Raw genomic sequence first — 15415 nt, 5'->3', positions numbered from 1 at the left:
CGCGTCACCTATCCGGCATGCCCGGCACACGGGGCCGGGTGTCGCGCCGGGTGAACGCCGCTGAGCAGCGACGATGCGTCACTGTGCGTTCCCTGTGGAATTCCCCCTCCCCGTTTTGTGCCGGAATTGTTAGGCTCGTGGTTTCGCCCACCTGTGAAGGCGCAAACCTTCCTGGTAGGGCGTTTGATTTATCCCCAGTACCGACGAGGAGCACCTGTGACCCAGACCAGCGAGAACGTCACCTGGCTTACCCAGGAGGCGTATGACCAGCTCAAGGCCGAGCTGGAGCACCTGTCTGGTCCCGCACGCGCCGAGATCACCGAGAAGATCGCGGCAGCCCGCGAGGAAGGTGACCTGAAGGAGAACGCCGGGTACCACGCGGCCAAGGAAGAGCAGGGCAAGCAGGAGCTTCGCGTCCGCCAGCTGACCCAGCTGCTGCAGACCGCGAAGGTCGGCGAGGCCCCCGCCGCGACCGGCGTCGTTGCTCCCGGCATGGTCGTCACCATCGCGTTCGACGGAGACCCGGACGACACGCTCGAGTTCCTGCTGGCCTCGCGGGAGTACGCGAGCTCGGACATCGAGACCTACTCCCCGCAGTCGCCGCTGGGCAGGGGCGTGAACGGCAAGAAGATCGGCGACACCGCGGAGTACGAGCTCCCGAACGGCAAGAAGGCCTCCGTGAAGATCCTCGAGGCCAAGCCGTACAACGCCTGAGCCGCCCGCGGCAGCAAACAGGGCATGAAGCGGCCCGGAGCCTGAGGAGCGCTCCGGGCCGCTTCGCCGTGTGTACCGGGGATCCGGGTCCACAACCGTGGGTGACAGCACGTGGGAACTAATAACTCTCCGTAATCGTTGCCGTAAGAGGAATTGCCGAGCCCGTCGCCGTGGCCACTCCTGGCCTCGGCCGCGTAGGCCGCCCTTTGATCGCTGTCGACGGCCCTGGGTACGACGGGTGCGGGCGATGAACCACCGCACCGGCATGACGCCATCACTATGTGATCGATCAATAGGTGATCGATCTCGGCTATTCCTTGTCCGGCCGCTTCCCTGATCCCCCACAGACGGACTACCGGACCGCGGATGTGCACGCCCTGCGGCACGACCTCTTCTGCGGCGATGCCTACATCGCCGATCGCGAGCACCTGGACCGCGCCCAGGCGCCGGCCCGCCAGTCGCTGGGCGAGGCCCGGCGCTCCGTACACCGCACTACGCCGCGAGGCCCGCGACTTCCTGCACGACCTGATCGCCGACCTCACCGGCCTCGTTCCTCTCGCCCTTCACGCCATCGCACGCCTCACAGCGCCCATACGTCTCCCTCCACCCATACGTCTCCCTCCACCCATACTCCTCTTCATCCCCCACCCGCACCCCTGTCTGCGCCGCGAACGCCGGTGCCAGGTCCCTCAGTTGAGCCGGACCGATCACCTCGCCCGACAGCCGGTCGATCCCCCGCGCGATGTCCACCGCGGCCGCACCCCCAGACATGAAGCGGCCCCCACCCGAGAGGGTGGGGGCCTCGCTGCCCGAGGGCTGGTGAAGCATCAACGAGTTGCGGCCTCGGCGGGCTGAAACCTCAACCGGCCGCCCGGCGGTACTTGCGGACCGCAAGCGTGCGGAAGACCACCACGATCAGCACCGACCACAGGATCGACGCGATCACCGGGTGCTCCATCGGCCAGGCGCCGGTGACCGACTTCGGCACCTTCGGCATCGTGTTCCCGAACAGCTCACGGGCGCCCGCCACCGTAGCGCTGAAGGGGTTCCACTCCGCGATGTGCTGGAGGAACGTCGGCATGCCGATGACCGGCACGAAGGCGTTCGAGATGAACGTCAGCGGGAACAACCAGATCAGCCCGCCGGACGTGGCGGCCTCCGGTGTCCGCACCGTCAGGCCGATGAGCGCGCCGATCCACGAGAATGCGTAGCCGAGCAGGAGCAGCAGCAGGAAGCCACAGATCACCTTGGCGATGTTCTCGTGGGCCCGCCAGCCGACGAGCAGGGCGACGCCCGCGAGCACCACGAGGGTCAGCGCGCTCTGCACCAGGTCGGCGAGGGTCCGTCCGGTGAGCACCGCACCGCGCGACATGGGCAGCGACCGGAACCGGTCGATGAGGCCCTTGTGCATGTCGTCGGCGATGCCCGCGCCGGCACCCGCCGTGGCGAAGGTGACGGTCTGCGCGAAGATGCCCGCCATCAGGAACTCTTTGTAGAGCTTCGGATCGGTGGAGCCGCCGATGCTGATGGAGCCGCCGAAGACGTACGTGAACAGCACCACGAACATGACCGGCTGAATAAGCCCAAAAAGAACAATCTCGGGAATCCTGCTCATGCGAATCAGGTTCCGTCGGGCAAGGACCAGGGAATCGCTCATGGTGCTCACTTCGCCTGCACCTCCGGCCCGCTCACGTCCAGGGAGTCGCGTACGGACCGGCTGATGCCGCCGCGTGGCTGCGGGGTGCGGACCGGGGCCGTTTCTGTCGCCGTCGTCACTTCACGCCCTCCTTGTCGGCCGTCTCGCGGGCCGGCTCCCGTACGGCGGCCGGTTCGCCCGTCGCGGCGCCCTTCCGGCCCTTCTTCCGACGCCCTCCGGCGCCGCCCCTGCCGTTCTCCGCGCCCCCGCGCGTGGTCCCGTCCGCGTCGCCCCCGTCCGAGGCCCCGTCCGAGGCCCCGTCCGTGGTCTCGGCGGCGTGCCCGGTCAGTGAGATGAAGACGTCGTCGAGGGTCGGGCGGCGCAGGCCGATGTCGTCGATCTCCACGCCGCGGGTGTCCAGTTCGCGGATGATCTCGGCGAGCAGCTTGGCGCCGCCGGCCACCGGGACCGTGATCTTGCGGGTGTGCGGTTCGACGGTGCCCTCGCCCTTGCCGAAGCGGCGCAGGACCTCCTCGGTGACGGAGATGTGCTCGGGCGCATGCACCACCACCTCGACGCGCTCGCCGCCGGTGCGGGCCTTGAGCTGGTCGGAGGTGCCACGGGCGATGACCTTGCCGTGGTCGACGACGCAGATGTCGTGGGCGAGGCGATCGGCCTCCTCCAGGTACTGCGTGGTGAGCAGCAGGGTCGTGCCGCCCGCGACGAGCTCCTGGATGACGTCCCACAGCTGCTGGCGGTTGCGCGGGTCCAGGCCGGTGGTCGGCTCGTCCATGAACATCACGGGCGGGCTGACGACCAGCGCAGCGGCGAGGTCGAGCCGGCGGCGCATCCCGCCGGAGTAGGTCTTTGCGGTGCGGTCGGCGGCGTCGGAGAGGTGGAAGCGCTCCAGCAGCTCGCCGGCCCGCCGCTTCGCGTCGTGGCCGCTCATCTGGTAGAGCTGCCCGACCATCATGAGGTTCTCGCGGCCGGTCAAGTACTCGTCCACGGCGGCGAACTGGCCGGACAGCCCGATGGCGCGGCGCACCCGGTCGGGGTGGGCGAGGACGTCGATCCCGGCGACCTCGGCCTTGCCGCGGTCGGGTTGGAGCAGGGTCGTCAGGACCCGTACGGCGGTGGTCTTGCCGGCGCCGTTCGGGCCGAGCATTCCCAGCACGGTTCCTTCGGGTACGTCGAGATCGACGCCGTCCAGAGCCCGCACGTCACCGAATGTTTTCACCAGACCTTCGGCGTAAATGGCGCCTGGCATGTGGGTACTCCCATGGCTTGGGTGAGGTCCAGGTCGAATATTACGTTTGAGGGACATTGCACGCCTTGCGGGCGTTTGCTCCGCATCTACGCGTTCTGTGCGCGTTTGTCCGTGGTGGGTCGCCATGGTGGAACGGCGGCCCGGCACGAGGACTGTACGCCAGACGCGATACATCGCGATACAAGTTGTCGGTTTTTCGTACGTCGCATCCGGCGCGGCACATCCGGCGTCGGCATCCTGTGTTGGACACCTGGTGTCGCACAACCGATTTCGTACCTCCGGGCCGGCGCACTCGCCCGGCATGGGCACCCGTCCGGCCTGGCGCACTCGCCCGGCATGCGCACCAGCCCGCCGGTGCGCGCTTCTCCGTACCGGCCCGGCCGTACCCGCTCGTCCATACCGGCGGCCCGTCCGTGCGGAAACACGCGTGCGGCGCCGCGGTTCTCCCGCGACGCCGCGCGTCGGACCCCAGCGGCCGGTAGTTACGTGATGACGAAGTACCCGGCCTCGCGCAGCGCCGCTTCCAGTTCGGCGCAGTGCTCCGGCCCCTTGGTCTCCACCTGGATCTCCACCTCCACCTCGGTCAGCCCGAGTCGGGGGTCGAGCCGTACGTGGCCCACGTCCAGGACGTTGGCGTCGGCCGCGGACAGCACGCCCAGCAGGGTCGCCAGCGCGCCGGGCCGGTCCGTCAGGCGCAGCCGGAGAGAGAGATAGCGGCCGGCGGCGGCCATGCCGTGCCGCAGGACGCGCTGCATCAGCAGGGGGTCGACGTTGCCGCCGGACAGCACCGCGACGATCGGCCCCTCGAACGTCTCCGGATGCGAGAGCAGCGCCGCCACCGGGCTCGCCCCGGCCGGCTCCACCACCTGCTTCGCCCGCTCCAGGCACAGCAGCAGCGCGCTGGAGAGCTCGTCCTCGGAGACCGTACGGACCTCGTCCACCAGCTCATGGACGATCCGGAACGGGACATCACCGGGCCGCCCGACCTTGATCCCGTCCGCCATCGTGGTCAGCGTCTCGACGGCCACCGGGTGCCCGGCCTCCAGCGACGGCGGATAGCAGGCCGCGCCCGCCGCCTGCACCCCGATGACCTTCACGTCCGGCCGCAGCGCCTTGACCGCCAGCGCGACGCCGGCCGCCAGCCCGCCGCCGCCGATCCCGACGATGATGGTGCGCACTTCCGGGCACTGCTCGAGGATCTCCAGGCCGAGCGTGCCCTGGCCCGCGATGATGTCGCGGTGGTCGAAGGGGTGGATGAAGACCGCACCGGTCTCCTTCGCGTATTCCTGGGCGGCGGCCAGCGTCTCGTCCACGACCTGGCCGTGCAGCCGTACCTCGGCTCCGTACTCGCGGGTCGCGGCGACCTTGGGCAGCGGTGCGCCGGCCGGCATGAACACCGTCGAGCGCACCCCCAGCAGGGACGCCGCCAGCGCGACGCCCTGTGCGTGGTTGCCGGCGCTGGCCGCCACGACACCGGCCGCCCGCTCCTGCGGGGAGAGCCCGGCGATCCGTACATACGCGCCGCGGATCTTGAAGGAGCCGGTGCGCTGGAGGTTCTCGCACTTGAGGTGGACGGGGGAGCCGACCAGCCCGGAGAGATAGCGGCTGCCCTCCAGAGGGGTGGCGCGGGAGACGCCGGAGAGGAGCTTGTGCGCCTCGCGTACGTCATCGACCGTAATTGCGGCAATCGGGTCCTCTGCGAGCGGGTCCTCGGTGATCGCGGCGTCGGCGGCGAGCGCTGCTGCGGGGGACTCGTGCGGCGTGCGAGGCGTGTGATCGGCCATGCCGTCAGTTTCGCAGTTCGGGCGGTCCCGGGCCTTTTCGACCGGATGGCGAGATCGCCCGTACGGCGCGGAACGGTCTCGGCCACCTCACGGCCTGTTATCGGAACGACTGGGTCGGTACCGTCCGCGCAGGGTCCGCGTACGCTGTCCTCCCATCCATACGCACCTCCATGAAGCGAGCTCCCGGCCATGCCCACCTCTTCGGACATGACGACCCACCCCGACACCGCTCTCCTCGACGCGCTGCAGCACCAAGTGGCCGTCTTCGCCCGCCGCGCCGAACAGAGCCGGCTCGGTGGCGTCGGGCAGGCGCGCAACTCCATGGACCGCGCCGCCTACCTGCTGCTCAACCGCCTCGACCAGGAGGGCCCGATGGGCGTCAAGGCCCTGGCCGCCGGGATGGGTATCGACTCCTCCACGGTCACCCGTCAGGTGGCCCCTCTGGTGGACGCCGGGCTGGTCAGCCGCGCCACCCACCCCGAGGACGGCCGGGCGGTGGTGCTCCAGCTGTCCGAGCGCGGCCACACCCGCCTGGAGGAGGTCCGCGCCTCGCGCCGCGCACTGATGGCCCTGGTGACGGAGGACTGGTCCCAGGACGACCGCGACGCGTTCTGCACGCTGCTCACCCGCTTCAACACCTCCCTCGCCACGCTCACCTCGTCGTTGTCGCCGGCGGGGCCGGAGTCCTGACGGGCGGCGGTGGGACGGCCCGGCGAGGCCGGGGCCGGGCGGGCGTCTCGCCTGCCTGCCTGCCGTCCGCCGCGCCCCCGATGGGGCCCCCGACCTGCTGTGCCGGCTGACGCCGACGGCCCCCGCCCCTGCACTGGCCTGCCGATTCTCACGGCTCGCGGCTCACGTCTCGCGGCTCACAGCTCACATCTCGCTGCCGCGCCTCCCGAGCGGCCGGGCGTCTCTCTACCTCTCTGCCGTCCGCGACGCCGCCTGATGCTCCGCCCGCGCGCCGTGCTCGCCACTCCCGGCGGGGTCCCGTAGCGGACGCCGTCGGACCGCCCCGTGACGGACGCCTGGTGGCCCCGTATCCGTACGCCCCCTGCCGCGCCCCTTGACCGCCCGATCTGGCCGTACGGGCCACCGCCCGCGGCTGCCGGCTCCTGGCCCGGCGCCGCCTCCTGCGCCGGATCGGCCGGCTGCTCGCCCTCCTCGCGCTGACGGCGCCGCTGACGTGGGCGAGGGATCAGCCCTGGCTGCCGCCGCCGGCCCACACCACCCCTCCGGCGCAGGGTGGTGAACCGCTCGACCGGACCGCCACCGGGACCGGGACCGCCGGCGGGCTGCCGAACAGTCCCGCCAACAGGACTGTCGGCGGGACTGTCGACGAGAGGGTCGGCGGGACCGCAAACGGCCTCGTGTCAGCCGAGGGCCTGCGTGAGGTCCGCCAGCAGATCATCGACGGACTCGATGCCGACCGACAGCCGTACGAGGTCGGCGGGGACCTCCAGCGCGGAACCGGCCGTCGAGGCGTGCGTCATCCGCCCCGGGTGCTCGATCAGCGACTCCACGCCGCCCAGCGACTCCCCGAGGGTGAACAGCTGCGCCCGGTTGCAGACCTCCACGGCCGCCTGCTCGCCGCCCGCCACCTGGAAGGACACCATCCCGCCGAAGGACCGCATCTGCTTGGCGGCGGTCTCGTGGCCCGGGTGCTCGGCCAGTCCCGGGTAGTAGACCCGGGTGACCTTGTTGTGGGAGGCCAGCAGCTCCGCGACGCGGGCCGCGTTGGCGCTGTGCCGGTCCATCCGTACGGCCAGGGTCTTGATGCCGCGCATCACCAGCCAGGCGTCGAAGGGCCCGGCGATCGCGCCCATCGCGTTCTGGTGGTAGGCGAGTTCCTCGCCGAGGGTGTCGTCGTTGACGACCAGCGCGCCGCCCACGACATCGGAGTGGCCGCCCATGTACTTGGTCGTCGAATAGACCACCACATCCGCGCCCAGGGCGAGCGGCTGCTGGAGGTAGGGGCTGGCGAAGGTGTTGTCGACGACGAGCTTGGCGCCCGCTTCCCGGGCGATGCCGGCCAGCGCCGCGATGTCGCTGATGCCGAGCAGTGGGTTGCTGGGCGTCTCCACCCAGATCGCCTTCGTACGGGGCCGCAGGGCGTCGCGTACGGCCTGCGGGTCGGAGGTGTCGGCCACCGACCACTCCACGCCCCACCGCTCGACGACCTTCGCGAAGAGGCGGAACGTTCCGCCATAGGCGTCATTGGGGATGACGACATGGTCGCCGGGGGTCAGCAGGGTGCGCAGCAGGCAGTCCTCGGCGGCGAGGCCGGAGGCGAAGGCGAGGCCGCGGCGGCCGCCGTCCAGGGCGGCGAGATTCTCCTCGAGGGCGGTACGGGTCGGATTGGCGCTGCGGCTGTACTCATAGCCGCCGCGCAGCCCGCCCACGCCGTCCTGCTTGTAAGTGGACACCTGGTAGATGGGCGGCACCACTGCACCAGTGGCCTGGTCAGGCTCCTGACCTGCGTGGATGGCGCGGGTTTCGAAATGCTGATGGCGCTGTTCGCGCTGTTCGCTCATGCCTGCCGAGGGTAGTCGGCCGCGCAACCCCGCTTTCCGGAACTTTCTGGTTCGCTGGATAGTGAATACATAAGACAGCTCCATCCGACGCACGCACTCGCCCCTCGCCCGAACCAGCTCCCTCGCCCGAACCAGCCCCCTCACCCCGACCCAGCCCCCTCTCCTCTCCTCTCCTCTCCTCCTCTTCCCTCCGACCGGGACACACCACATGGACGCTCTGCTCCTGCTCCTCGCCGCGACCGCTCTCGGCGGTCTCGTCTTCCTGCCCTGGATGCGACGCCGGCGGGCCGTCCAGCAGGCCCAGCAGGGTCTGGTGGTGGCCACCGACCCGATGGCGGGCTACGGCTTTGTGCCGCTCAACGAACTCGACGTCCGCCTGCCGGGCCCCGACCAGGATCTGGACGAGGCGCTGGCCGCGATACGGCGTACCCACGACTGGCGCCCTGCGGCCGAGCTGCTGAAGTCCACCGGGGACAACTGGGAGCTGCGCTGGCAGCGGGTCCAGACGCTGGCCGGCTCGGCCGCGTTCGAGCTGGCCCAGGGGGGCGCGGCGGACGCCTCGCACGGCGCCGGGCAGCGGACCGGCGGCCTCTGGCTGCGCACCTGGCGTCTGGAGTCCCCCAAGGACCCTGGCGGCGCCCAGACCCATGCCCAGTTCCTGGTCCTCCAGGCACTGCGTGAGCCCGGCTCCCAGGACTTCCGCATGATCCTGGAGGAGGCCCGTACGGTCTGCCAGGAGGCGGCGCTGCTGGCACCCGGCAGCCCGATCCCGTACATCACCGAGCTGGCCGTGGCCCGCGGCCTGCAGGACCGCCCCGCCGACTACGAAGAGCTGTGGTCCAAGGTCGCCCAGCGGGCCCCGCACCACATGGGCGCGCATCTCGCGGCGCTCCCGTACTGGTCGGAGAAGTGGCACGGGACCCGTAAGGAGGCCGAGGCATTCGCGGAGCGCGCGGCGGCCGGGGCGCCCGCGGACAGTCTCCTGCCCGCCCTCCCCCTCTTCGCGGTGTACGAGCACCTCCCCGAGGCCAACATGGTCCGCAGCCTCTACCAGAGCGCGGTCGTCGAGCGGGCCATCGAGGGCGCCCACTTCGCGCTGGGGCAGGCCCCCGCCGACCATCCGATGGCCCCGCACGTCCGCCATCTCCTGGTCTGGTTCCTGGTCCGCGCCGAGCGCTACGCCGAGGCCATGGACCAGCTCCGCCTCGTCGACGGCCATGTGGGCGCCGTCCCGTGGTCCTACGGCCGCAGCCCCGCCGCCGAGTACGCCGCCTACCGCGCCCTGGCCATCGCGGGCTGGGAACAACTGGGCGGCACGTCGGCGGGCTTTCCGCCGGAGGGGCGGTGAGGGTGGCCGGGGCGTCCGCCCGATGGGGTACGCGGGACAGCCGCGGCCTGCACGGAATGCGGGCGCACCGCCAGGCGTTGCCCAATAGGCCGCGCCCGTGTCCGTCCGCCTCACCTTCCCCCTGCCCCTCCCCTTCCTCTGGAGCCTGATCCTGATGCTGTTCTCCCGCTTCAAGACCCACCTCCCCACCCCCGAGGAAGCGCTCAAGGGCCGCCCCGAGCGGGACTTCACCGTCCCCGAGCGGCACACCGTCCTCGGCAACCCGCTGCTCGGCCCGTACCCGGAGGGCCTGGAGACCGCCGACTTCGGCCTGGGCTGCTTCTGGGGTGCCGAGCGCAAGTTCTGGCAGGCGGACGGCGTCTGGACCACCCTCGTCGGCTACCAGGGCGGCCACACCCCGAACCCCACCTACGACGAGGTCTGCAGCGGCCACACCGGCCACACCGAGGCCGTCCGCGTCGTCCACGACCCCGCCGTCGTCCCGTACACGGCCCTCCTGAAGCTCTTCTGGGAATCCCACGACCCCACCCAGGGCTTCCGCCAGGGCAACGACGCGGGCACCCAGTACCGCTCCGCGATCTACACCCACTCCCCCGCCCAGCAGGCCGCCGCCGAGGGCTCCCGCGACGCCTTCCGCACCGTCCTCCAGAACTCCGGCTACGGCGACATCACCACCGAAATCCTCCCCGCCGACGGACGGCCCTTCTATCCGGCCGAGGGGTATCACCAGCAGTACCTCGACAAGAATCCGGCGGGGTACTGCGGGATCGGGGGGACGGGGGTTTCCTGCCCGATCGGTGTGGCTCCGGCCGGCGAATGAGCCTTTCTCTCGACGCCTGCCCGGCTCGAAGCGCTTCCCGGAGACCGAGGACGAATACACCGTGGTCCTGGGCCGCACCAACACGGTCCTGGTTGAGCTCTTCGCCGGCGCCGGCCGATTGGGTACTGCGGGGTCGATGCGTCCGTGTGGAGCCGCCGCCAGTTGACCCTCACGAAGGATGAGTGAGGCCTCGTTGGACTGTGCTGGAGGGTGCCTGAAAGGCTGTCACTGAGCGTCTACCGTCGCGTGCTCATGGCATCGGGCCACCCCTTCGCCAGCCCCAACGTGGCAGATAGTCGGACTTCCTTGACGTTGTCGCCGGTGAGGCGGAGAAGGGTGTCGCGCGCTTCGGAATCGCCGGGCCACCCACGCGCCAGCCCTTCCGCGGCTGCCCGCCGGATGACCTGGTAGTCGTCGCTGGTGAGCCGGAGAAGGGCGTCGCGCGCTTCCGAATCGCCCGGCCACCCACGAGGCAGCCACATCGTGGCGGCCAGCCGGACAAGGTAGTCAATGTCCCGGGTGAGGCGGAGCAGGGCGTCGCGGGCATCGCTGTCGCCAGGCCACCCCTTCGCCAGCGCTTCCGCGGCAGCTTGCCGGGGCCTGGGGTTACTGGGGAGCCGGGTTGCTGCCAGCAGGACGGCGAGTTCGTCATCCGGCTGGAGAGCGCTGGACGAGGTGAAGCTTCGCTGCAGGTCGCGGACTGTTTGTTCTTCCTGAGTGTTGAGGACTTGGGCCGTGTGCAGGGCGGCGGCTATGTCGTCGAGGGTGGGCTGGGCAAGAAGATCTTGAGGGAGTAACGGCTGAGGGGGCGCGGAGTCGGAGGAGAAGGGCGTGAGGTCAGCAGCACCGGGGTGGAGGGACAGGCGGTTTACGTCAGCGCGGGCCTGGTCCCAAGCCGCCTCAAGAGTGCGGATGCGGGCGGCGGCGCGGTTGGCTTCCTCCTGGGCAGTGTGCTTATGGGTGAGCGCCTGTCGAGACTCGTCACGCAAGCGGTCAAGCTTCACTGGGCCGGCGTAGCCGTGGTGGGCCTGGGCGAGGAGGGCGTCATGGCTGCAAATGATGTCTCTCAAGGCGCTGATGATCCGCCACAGAGTTGTCACGAGGAACTGGGCGTCTCTCAGGGCGTGGCAAAGCCTGGTTTCGCTGTGGCGTGCGCGCTCCAGTTCCACTTCTAGTCGCAGAGCGGCAACAGCCTCGCTGGGGCTGTCCCGAGGCGGATCGGATGACGAGGCAGGACCAGGCGCGGCTTGAGTCGCGGATGAGGCGGCCAGTGCCTGGAGCAAGGAACGTGCCTCCGCACAGCGCTTTTGATGCTCCTCGAGGGACAAGCCGGCAGCTCGGCTGGTGATCCTCAGAAACTGGAGGGTGAACGGCCAGGGTGGGCTGGGCAAGGCCTGGGCTTTGAACAGACGGTCGATGTGCGACTTGGAGAATGCCATCTCACGGACGGGATGCTCCGGCCTGCTGCCGGGGGCACTCGCGACCGCTTCCTCTTCTTTCCGGGCTTCCTGATCGAAGCGCTCGGCGATGTCCCGTACCTTCAAGCCACTCTGACGGGCCTGGTACTGAAGAAACTCCGCAAAATCTCGCCGCGGATCGTCCTCACGGCTTGCCGGGCTGTGCGTGACCTGCACCCCCGCCCCTCTCCTTCTCTCCGGGACCATGTCCCCGAAATGGCCACTACGTCCCAGGGGCAGCGCCGGCATCACAAGTACGACGCACGCTTCGAGCTGCGGACACGCTGCCGCCTGTCCCAGCCGGTCCCGGTCGGTCCCATGAACACTCGAGGACCAACTCCCCACGGTCCATTGTCACCTCACCTCGCACCGCCCAGAGGAATGTTGGGTATTCCGTGAAGGAGAGAATGACCGTGCACACCGTCTCTGATCGCCACGTCGACGTGCTGGCCGCGCCCGGCCTGCGGGAGGCCGCAGAGGCTCTCCTCCTGGCCGCGGTACCCGAGTTCCTCGGCGCCCTGGCCGCGGCCCTTGTCATCGCTGCCGCCGGCCGGTGCCTCCGACGCCTGCGCCACCGTCGCGCCCTGTCTCTCAATGACGATCGAGACGAGTGACACCGGCAGTACCTTCCCGCAGCAAAAACCCGAACGGGTGCTGCGGACTGGGCGGCACCGGCGTTTCCTGCCCCATTGGCGTGGTGCCCGCCGAAGGCTGATCATGCAGCGACTCTCCCCTCGTCCTTCACCAAGCAGCCCGGTTTCTACCGCGAGTGCGTCAAGGCGTTCGGCGACCTGCCGGGCTGGCACGTCGTGCTCCAGGTGGGTAAGCACATCACCGCCGACGAGCTCGGGGAGGTCCCCGGGAACGTCGAAGTGCACCACTGGATACCGCATTGGCGATCCTGAGGAAGGCCGACGCCTTCATCACGCACGCCGGCGCAGGAGGCAGCCAGGAGGGCCTGGCCACCGCCACGTCCATGGTGGCCGTCCCGCAGGCCGCCGACCAGTTCGGCAACGCGGACATGCTCCAGGGACTCGGCGTGGCCCGCCACCTCCCGATGGACCAGGCGGACGCCGCCACCCTCCGCGCGGCGGTGCTCGCGCTCGTCGCCGACCCGGAAGTGGGACGCCGCCTCACGGCCATCCAACGTGAGATGGCTACCGAGGGCGGCACCCGGCGGGCGGTTGACCTCATCGAGGCCGAATTGCCCGCTGAATAAAGGCACCAGCAGCACCTCGACAAGAATCCGGCGGGGTACTGCGGGATCGGGGGGACGGGGGTTTCCTGCCCGATCGGTGCGGCGCCCGCCGACAGCTGATCATGTAGCGGCGGGTCCCGTGTCCGGGCGGGCCGCCAGCTGATGCCATTCGCGACCACACCCGTCGGCGCAGTAGCGATCGCGCCGTCGGGTGTCGGCGATCGCCAGCAGGGCGGTCAGCAGCCGGAACGCCTTGGGAAGCTCGTACGCGGGAAGTTGGGCCATACCGAGTCGCCACTTGGTGAGCATGACGGCCGGCGTGTGCGTGGGCCGTATGCCCGAACGCGCAATGCTCTCCGCCGCATCCTCCTTGACGGGATGGGCCTGGTGGCAGAACAGCTGCAGCGCATGCACGGCGCGGCGTTGCTCTTCCTCCGGCAGGCCGGCGAACCATGCGACGCCTCTGCCATGGGGCGGAGTCCCTGAGCAAGCTCGTTGAGGATGAGTTCATGTTCACGCATGGACGGCTTCCTTCTCGCTGCTCGAGCGGCTCCCTGGCGCCCCGGCCGCCTGCCTTCGGCCGCTTCCCCTCAGGCACCCTCAGCCGCCCTCAGGCCCCTCACTCACCCTCCCCCAACCGCGCCCGGTCCGCCGCCGCGCGCCCCGCGTGCCAGCCGTCGGCGTCGCGTACGCCCCGCAGGCGGACCGGGGCGGTGTCCGGGAAGAGGGTGGCGGTGGTTTCCTCGACGGCGAGTTCGCGGGCGGCGAGGACCGGGAGGAGGTCGGGGGCCGTGTGGGGGGACTCGGATGTGGCGGCCGTGGTGGCGGCTTCGGTGGCCTCGGTGAGGCGGGTGCGGATGCGGTCCGCGTAGGCGATGAGGAAGGTCTGGCGGAAGTCGCGGGTGCGGCGGGAGCGGCCGCGGGCGACGGGGGCACCGGCCTGCTCCTTGAGAGCTTGCGGGAGGGCGTCGGCCGCGCGGTGCATCGCGGTGGTGGCCTGGAGGAGGAGGGAGGTGTAGAGGAGCTCGGTGGCCTCCAGGTCGGCTTCGAAGCCGATGAGGGTGGAGAAGCCGATGTCGGCGGCCCAGACGGCCTGGCAGCGGTTGGCGGCCGCGACGGCGTCCAGGAGGAGCGCCTTGGCCTGTTCGTACGGGCCCTCGATGCCGATGCGGATCGCCGAGGGGCCGTCCGTCGCTCCTTCCGGGGAGCCGCTGTCCAGGAGGGCCTCGTCGATGCTGTGCCGGGCCATCAGCTCCTGGGCCTTGGCGGACAGCGCCTCCGCCTCCTCCGCGAAGTTCGTCGCCTCGGCCTTGGCGAGCAGGCCGCGGATGCGTCCGAGGGCGCGGGAGGCGGCCGCGCTGTGGGCCTTGCGGGCGGGCGCCGTGGGCGGGGCCGGCAGCGGGGTGATGCGCGGAACCCTGGCGAGGGCGCGCAGGGCCATGAGGACGGCGTAGGCGGTCTCGAAGCGGGTGGTGCGGCGGCGCGCGGCCAGGGCGTCGAGGTAGCCGGGGCCGGACTCCCACCAGACCTCGGCGCCCAGCCGCCGCAGCTGTTCGGTCCAGCGGGTGCCGCGCGGGGTCCTGGCCGCCGGGTGGCGCGCCGCCTCGGCCGCTATCGCGTCCACGACCAGCGCCACCAGGGGCGCGTCGGCGGCCTCGCGCCGTACGTAGCGCTCCAGGTCGGCGGGCTGCCAGCCGCCCGCCCAGCACTGCGCCACGCCGTCCGCGGCGGCCGCGACGACCGCCGCGCTCACCGCCTCCCAGCCGGCGGGCGCCGCGGCCAGCATCGAGGCACCCGCCTCGACGGCATCCTCGGCCGCCGCGCCGTCCGCCGCGTAGCGGACGCTGCCGAGTACGCCGCCGACCAGCTCCTCGGCCTCCGACGGCGCCCGCCCGGACCGGCCCCTCCGCCCGCCGGTCCCGCCGGTCCCGCCTCTTCTGCCGTCCCCGCCGCTTGTGCTTCTGCCGTGCTCCGTCACCTGGTCAGGGTACGGACGGGTGGCCCGCTACCGCTCCCCGGAGGCAGGGCGGCCGGCGCCCCGGTCCCCGAGGGGCCGGAGGACCGGGCCGGGCCCCCGAGCCACCATCGACAGCTCCTTCGGGCGCGCAGGCACCCGTCGAGGGCAGCCCTCACCACCGCACCTGATACAGACCCGGCCCGCCCTCTGCCCGATAGCCGAGGGCCGCATTGACCACCCGCATCGGGCGGTTCTCGTCGGCGACCGTCGTCGTGATCTCGCGTACGCCCGGCCGTTTCGCGCGCAGCCGTTCCAGCGTCCGGAGCTTGACGGCCCGGCCCAGGCCGTGGCCGCGGTGCCCGGGGAGGACAACGGTGTCGTACCGCAGGGCGCGTACGGATGCCGGGGGTGGGCAGGAGGAGTTCGGTGGAGGCGGCGAGGGTGCCGTCGGCCTCGGCGAGGGCGGCCACGGTCAGCAGGACGCCGCCGCGGTCGAGGACGACTCGGGCGGCGGCGCGGACGCGTTCGGGGTTTCCAGGGGTCGTGCGCCAGGTCCAGGTCGCCGGCCGGTGCGTCCTCCATGGCGTCGTGCGCGCGGGCGAACCCGGCGGCGTGGGCATCGGGGACGATGGGGGGTATCGCCCTGCTCCTTAAGAGCTTGGGGGACGGTCCAGGCGGCGAAGCGGTAGCCGGGCGGTGGTGC

The 15415-nt window shown here is 71.0% G+C and carries 13 protein-coding genes and 5 pseudogenes; 9 read left to right on the top strand and 9 right to left on the bottom strand.

The window, feature by feature from the left end:
- Window positions 1–216 precede the first annotated feature (216 nt).
- Both greA and AB0D04_RS00085 read left to right on the top strand, forming a co-directional pair.
- A complete protein-coding gene (gene greA / locus AB0D04_RS00090; RefSeq protein WP_362697165.1) occupies window positions 217–714 on the top strand; it encodes a transcription elongation factor GreA in 498 nt (165 codons plus the stop codon).
- A 296-nt stretch (window positions 715–1010) separates the two neighbouring features.
- Window positions 1011–1263: pseudogene (locus AB0D04_RS00085) on the top strand (hypothetical protein); the annotation flags it as partial.
- Between the two features lie 96 nt (window positions 1264–1359).
- On the opposite strand, the pseudogene AB0D04_RS00080 reads toward AB0D04_RS00085, so the two are convergent.
- The 4 genes and pseudogenes from AB0D04_RS00080 to ilvA form a co-directional block, all read right to left on the bottom strand.
- Window positions 1360–1476 (bottom strand): annotated as a pseudogene (locus AB0D04_RS00080) (pentapeptide repeat-containing protein); the annotation flags it as partial.
- A gap of 97 nt (window positions 1477–1573) precedes the next feature.
- Window positions 1574–2380, bottom strand: a complete 807-nt coding sequence (locus AB0D04_RS00075) for an ABC transporter permease (RefSeq protein WP_362697163.1) — start codon at window positions 2378–2380, stop codon at window positions 1574–1576.
- Window positions 2381–2486: 106 nt separating this feature from the next.
- Complete coding sequence (locus AB0D04_RS00070; protein WP_362697160.1) at window positions 2487–3617, bottom strand: ATP-binding cassette domain-containing protein; 1131 nt, start codon at window positions 3615–3617, stop codon at window positions 2487–2489.
- 482 nt (window positions 3618–4099) lie between these two features.
- The gene (ilvA, locus tag AB0D04_RS00065; protein WP_362697157.1) at window positions 4100–5401 is read right to left on the bottom strand and encodes a threonine ammonia-lyase; all 1302 of its coding nucleotides are present in this window, start codon (window positions 5399–5401) and stop codon (window positions 4100–4102) included.
- Between the two features lie 189 nt (window positions 5402–5590).
- Here ilvA and AB0D04_RS00060 point away from each other — a divergent pair, with 189 nt between their 5' ends.
- Window positions 5591–6091 (top strand): MarR family transcriptional regulator, encoded by a 501-nt coding sequence (locus AB0D04_RS00060; RefSeq protein ID WP_362697154.1) that lies wholly within the window; start codon window positions 5591–5593, stop codon window positions 6089–6091.
- A gap of 680 nt (window positions 6092–6771) precedes the next feature.
- On the opposite strand, the gene AB0D04_RS00055 is transcribed toward AB0D04_RS00060, so the two are convergent.
- Window positions 6772–7932: a cystathionine gamma-synthase gene (locus tag AB0D04_RS00055; protein ID WP_362697151.1), complete on the bottom strand. Its 1161-nt coding sequence runs from the start codon at window positions 7930–7932 to the stop codon at window positions 6772–6774.
- A 208-nt stretch (window positions 7933–8140) separates the two neighbouring features.
- Between AB0D04_RS00055 and AB0D04_RS00050 the strand changes: the two genes are divergently transcribed.
- Together AB0D04_RS00050 and msrA are read left to right on the top strand one after the other, a co-directional pair.
- Window positions 8141–9280 (top strand): hypothetical protein, encoded by a 1140-nt coding sequence (locus tag AB0D04_RS00050; protein ID WP_362697148.1) that lies wholly within the window; start codon window positions 8141–8143, stop codon window positions 9278–9280.
- A 154-nt stretch (window positions 9281–9434) separates the two neighbouring features.
- The gene (msrA, locus tag AB0D04_RS00045) at window positions 9435–10100 is read left to right on the top strand and encodes a peptide-methionine (S)-S-oxide reductase MsrA (protein WP_362697665.1); all 666 of its coding nucleotides are present in this window, start codon (window positions 9435–9437) and stop codon (window positions 10098–10100) included.
- A gap of 236 nt (window positions 10101–10336) precedes the next feature.
- Here msrA and AB0D04_RS00040 read toward each other — a convergent pair whose 3' ends face one another.
- Window positions 10337–11734 carry a HEAT repeat domain-containing protein gene (locus AB0D04_RS00040; protein ID WP_362697145.1) on the bottom strand — a complete coding sequence of 466 codons (1398 nt, stop codon included), beginning with the start codon at window positions 11732–11734 and terminating at the stop codon, window positions 10337–10339.
- Between the two features lie 230 nt (window positions 11735–11964).
- Here AB0D04_RS00040 and AB0D04_RS00035 point away from each other — a divergent pair, with 230 nt between their 5' ends.
- From AB0D04_RS00035 to AB0D04_RS00020, 4 genes and pseudogenes are all read left to right on the top strand, one after another.
- Window positions 11965–12171, top strand: coding sequence for a hypothetical protein (locus AB0D04_RS00035; protein ID WP_362697142.1), 207 nt, complete (start codon window positions 11965–11967; stop codon window positions 12169–12171).
- A 23-nt stretch (window positions 12172–12194) separates the two neighbouring features.
- Window positions 12195–12272 (top strand): annotated as a pseudogene (locus AB0D04_RS00030) (peptide-methionine (S)-S-oxide reductase); the annotation flags it as partial.
- Window positions 12273–12282: 10 nt separating this feature from the next.
- Window positions 12283–12770, top strand: a pseudogene (locus tag AB0D04_RS00025) (nucleotide disphospho-sugar-binding domain-containing protein); the annotation flags it as partial.
- Window positions 12765–12875, top strand: a pseudogene (locus AB0D04_RS00020) (peptide-methionine (S)-S-oxide reductase); the annotation flags it as partial. The pseudogenes AB0D04_RS00025 and AB0D04_RS00020, both read left to right, overlap by 6 nt.
- On the opposite strand, the gene AB0D04_RS00015 reads toward AB0D04_RS00020, so the two are convergent.
- The 3 genes from AB0D04_RS00015 to AB0D04_RS00005 all read right to left on the bottom strand — a co-directional run bounded on the left by AB0D04_RS00015 (window position 12876) and on the right by AB0D04_RS00005 (window position 15100).
- Window positions 12876–13169 carry a DUF5958 family protein gene (locus AB0D04_RS00015; protein WP_362697139.1) on the bottom strand — a complete coding sequence of 98 codons (294 nt, stop codon included), beginning with the start codon at window positions 13167–13169 and terminating at the stop codon, window positions 12876–12878. It lies immediately after the preceding pseudogene.
- Between the two features lie 205 nt (window positions 13170–13374).
- On the bottom strand, window positions 13375–14733 hold the full coding sequence (locus AB0D04_RS00010) for a DUF2786 domain-containing protein (protein WP_362697136.1): 1359 nt from the start codon (window positions 14731–14733) through the stop codon (window positions 13375–13377).
- Between the two features lie 151 nt (window positions 14734–14884).
- The gene (locus AB0D04_RS00005; protein ID WP_362697662.1) at window positions 14885–15100 is read right to left on the bottom strand and encodes a GNAT family N-acetyltransferase; all 216 of its coding nucleotides are present in this window, start codon (window positions 15098–15100) and stop codon (window positions 14885–14887) included.
- Window positions 15101–15415 lie beyond the last annotated feature (315 nt).

Source organism: Streptomyces sp. NPDC048483 (assembly GCF_040651455.1).
Classification (GTDB): domain Bacteria; phylum Actinomycetota; class Actinomycetes; order Streptomycetales; family Streptomycetaceae; genus Streptomyces.
Note: the sequence above shows the minus strand (reverse complement) of the source record. Positions and strands in the feature narration are given on the sequence as shown.